Annotated in this window: 3 protein-coding genes and 1 pseudogene; 2 read left to right on the forward strand and 2 right to left on the reverse strand. The window is 68.3% G+C overall.

Features of this window, described 5'->3' with window-relative positions; genetic code table 11:
- Positions 1-51: 51 nt before the first annotated feature.
- Entirely contained in the window at positions 52-330 is a 279-nt protein-coding gene (locus J7E68_RS13625) for a hypothetical protein (protein ID WP_215173435.1), read from the forward strand.
- 45 nt (positions 331-375) lie between these two features.
- Here J7E68_RS13625 and J7E68_RS13630 read toward each other — a convergent pair whose 3' ends face one another.
- On the reverse strand, positions 376-1,365 hold the full coding sequence (locus J7E68_RS13630; RefSeq protein WP_215173438.1) for a LacI family DNA-binding transcriptional regulator: 990 nt from the start codon (positions 1,363-1,365) through the stop codon (positions 376-378).
- Positions 1,366-1,571: 206 nt separating this feature from the next.
- Between J7E68_RS13630 and J7E68_RS13635 the strand changes: the two genes are divergently transcribed.
- Positions 1,572-3,443, forward strand: a complete 1,872-nt coding sequence (locus tag J7E68_RS13635; RefSeq protein WP_311416944.1) for a glycoside hydrolase family 2 TIM barrel-domain containing protein — start codon at positions 1,572-1,574, stop codon at positions 3,441-3,443.
- A 67-nt stretch (positions 3,444-3,510) separates the two neighbouring features.
- On the opposite strand, the pseudogene J7E68_RS13640 reads toward J7E68_RS13635, so the two are convergent.
- Positions 3,511-3,717, reverse strand: a pseudogene (locus tag J7E68_RS13640) (hypothetical protein); the annotation flags it as partial.

A 3,717-nucleotide genomic window follows, 5' to 3' on the forward strand; every position in this document is an offset into this window, starting at 1 on the left:
GCGCGAGATCTCCTTCGGAACGAGGGCGACGCCCCGTCGTACAGTGGCCCCATGGCTGCGAATGACGACAACCTCGTGAGGCGTCGAGAGATCCTGGCGGCCTACGTCGCCGCGTTCGAAAGGCGTGAGGAGCTGCTCCGCATCTGCGCCGACGTGCCCGGCGACGATGCGTCAGCTGTGGCCGCCGTCGCAGCGGCGTTCGAGGTCAGCGACCTCGCAGCCACGGCGATCCTCGACTTGCAGGTCAGGCGCTTCACTCCGGAATCCTTCGTGCAGATCCGAGCCCAGCTCGCCGACGTCGACCGGCAGCTCGCCGACGCATCCTCCTGACTCGCGGCACGCCACGGAGAAGGGTGCGCGTCCGCGGCATCCCGATCAGCGGGGGATGAGACTGAAGGGCACCTTGTGGTGTGCCCCGGCCGTCGGGGCAGAAGCCAGGATGTCGAGGATCTCCGCCGCAGCCTCGGCGTCGCCATGGCCGACGGTCGAGAACGCCGGAATGTGGAACCCGCCTTCTTCGATCGCGTCGAACCCCATGACCTGCACGGTGCCCGGCACGTCGATCCCGTGGCTGCCGAGAGTGTAGAGGGCGCCGAGTGCGAGGCTGTCGCTGAAGCAGAAGAGCGCGTCGAACTCGACCCCGCGGTCGATCAGATGCTCGACCGCGGTCGAACCGCCGGCGCGGTTGAAGTGTTCGACCGTGGCATGGAGCGAGGGATCGGGATCGATGCCCGCATCGCGGAGCGCTCGCAGATATCCCTCGAATCGCAGTCGTGATGTGGCGGTGGGTCCGGAATGCTGCACGCCGACGGCGGCGATCCGACGCCGACCGTTCGCAAGAAGGTACGACGTCGCGGCGGCGGCAGCCGCCACGTTGTCGATGCCGACGTGGTGTGCGGTAGGGCCGACCAGCGCCTCGGCCTGTTCGCCGATGAGCACGAGCGATGACGCAGCCGGGCGGTCGGCGAGATCGGCCGACGTCAGCGCGAGTGGGCTCATGACGATGCCGTCGAGAGCGGGGAGACCCTCACCCGACATCATCGCCAGCTCTGCCTCCCGGTCTCCTCCGGTCTGGGAGATGAGCACGGTGAGGGCGCGTTTCTGCGCGGCGCTGACGAACTGCGAGGCGAATTCGGCGAAGTACGGTTCGCGAAGATCGGGGAGCACGAGGGCGATGAGGCCGCTTCGGCCATTGCGCAGCTGCCGGGCGGCGAGGTTGGGGCGATAGCCGAGTTCGTCGATCGCGGCGAGGATGCGCTTTCTCACGTCGTCGCCCACCCAGCCGGTGCCGTTTACGACGTTCGACACCGACTTGGCGCTCACCCCGACCAGGGCTGCGACATCGGCGAGCGTCACTCGGGTCATCGGGGCTCCTTCTCTCGGATCGGCCACGCCGACCACGCGGCGCTCGTCGACGAGACTCTCATGGTTGACCATAGTTCAACGTGGAACTAGCGTGGTTGGTTCAGCGTGGAACGGAATGGACTTCCGCCGCGTCATCCTCCCCGCGAGGACCACCCGTTCGATGACGAAGGGCCGGCAGGAGCCGACCGGAAGAGGGAGCCGTAGACGTGGCTTTGCGAGACACCGACACCACCGGCCAGCCGATCGAGACCCTGAGAGCGAGCCGATCGGAGATCGCGCGTCCGCGTCCGCAGCTGGTGCGCGATTCGTTCGTCGACCTCGACGGCGACTGGGGCTTCGCGCACGATGATTCCGACCTCGGCCTCAGCGAGCACTGGCATGACGGACGCGAGCTGCCCGACCGCATCCGGGTGCCCTTCCCGCCCGAGTCACCTGCTTCGGGGGTCGGCGAGACCGGCTTCCATCCCGTCGTCTGGTACCGACGCGTGCTCGAATCCGAAGACCTCGACGCGGCGGGGCACGCGGCCGGGAGGCGACTGATCCTGCACTTCGGCGCCGTCGACCACCGCGCCACCGTCTGGGTCGACGGTCACGTCGTGGGCACCCATGAAGGCGGCCACACTCCGTTCGGCTTCGACGTCACAGACGCGCTCGACGCAGCGACGGATCAGCACACGATCGTCGTGCGCGCTGAGGATGACCCGCACGACCTCGCTCAGCCCCGAGGCAAGCAGGACTGGCATGAGGATCCGCATGCGATCTGGTATCACCGCACGACCGGCATCTGGCAGACCGTGTGGCTCGAGTCGGTGTCGCCCCAGCACGTGACGGCCCTCAACTGGACCAGTGATCTCACCGCGGGCACCGTGACCGTCGAGGTCTCGCTGCGACGGCGGGCCGACAGCATCGTGCACGTGCGGATCGCCCACGAGGGGCGCCCGCTCGGATCCGCCAGCGTGCAGGCGGGCGACACGACGACCACTCTCACCTTCCCCCTGGCCGGACAGACGAACGGACAGCACTACGAGCATCTGCTCTGGCGCCCCGAGAATCCGGTGCTGCTCGATGCCTGGGTGCGGGTCGAGACAGACGGGTTCGAGTCGGATGCCGTGGCGAGCTACCTCGGGCTGCGCTCGGTCAGCTGGGCCGAGGGTGCGCTGCTGCTCAACGACCGACCGATCACGATCCGTTCGGTGCTCAGCCAGGGGTACTGGCCCGAGTCGCACCTCACGGCGCCGTCGGCAGACGCGCTGCGGCGCGAGGCCGAGCTGATCTCGGAGCTCGGCTTCAACTCGGTGCGGGTGCATCAGAAGATCGAGGACGAGAGGTTCCTCTACTGGGCCGACCGGCTCGGACTGCTCGTCTGGGGTGAGATGCCTGCGACGTACACCTTCAGCACCGAGGCCGTTCGGCGCACGACGGCCGAGTGGACCGAGGCGGTGATGCGCGATCGTGCACACCCCAGCATCATCACCTGGGTGCCGTTGAACGAGAGCTGGGGCGTGCAGCACATCGCGTCGCGAGCCGATCAGCGAGCCTTCGCCGAAAGCCTCTACCACCTCACCAAGGCGCTCGACCCGACGCGGCCCGTCATCTCCAACGACGGCTGGGAGCTGGGCACGTCCGACCTCTGGACCATCCACGACTACGAGTGGGACGGTCGGGTGCTGGCTGATCGCTACGACATCGACGAGGCGGCGCTGCGCACATACATCGGCGGCATCGGGCCGGCGGGGCGCAGGATCCGCCTCGACGGAACGGACGACGCCGGGCAGCCGGTGATGCTCACGGAGTTCGGCGGCGTGAAATGGGCGGCGGATGCCAGTCCGACCGACTCGTGGGGGTACTCCGAAGCATCCGATGCCGACGACTACGCGCGAAGGCTGGCCGAGATCCTCGGCGCCGTGCAGTCGGGGACGCGCGGGTTCGGCGGTCGCGCGGCAGGGCTCGCGGGCTGGTGCTGGACGCAGCTCACCGACACCATGCAGGAGCGCAACGGACTGCTCACCGAGGCCAGGGAGCCGAAGCTGCCGATCGAGACCCTGCGTTCGCTGATCGAGGGGACGACGATCAGCTGACGTTCGCCTCACCCCGGACGCACTGCGGGCCGAGGCGATCGCCCCGGCCCGCAGTGTCTGCTCGTGGTCAGAGCGGTGCGACGATGTCCTGCTTGACGTCCCACTCCGTGATCTCCTGCACGCTCTCGATCTTCTGGCCCTCGAGCTCGGTCGAGCCCGTGGCCGCGAGGGCGACGTAGTCCGACGTCACTTCGAGGATCATGTCGACGGTCGTGCCCTGCTCCTCGGTCGTGCCGGTGACCAGGAAGACCTCCTGGCCGAGGCGCGTACCCGT

The organism is Microbacterium sp. ISL-103 (assembly GCF_018613995.1).
Lineage (GTDB): Bacteria > Actinomycetota > Actinomycetes > Actinomycetales > Microbacteriaceae > Microbacterium.

Coding starts and splice junctions, on each gene's coding strand:
- J7E68_RS13630 (WP_215173438.1), bottom strand. CDS start 1,365: ATGACCCGAGTGACGCTCGCCGATGTCGCAGCCCTGGTCGGGGTGAGC.
- J7E68_RS13625 (WP_215173435.1), top strand. CDS start 52: ATGGCTGCGAATGACGACAACCTCGTGAGGCGTCGAGAGATCCTGGCG.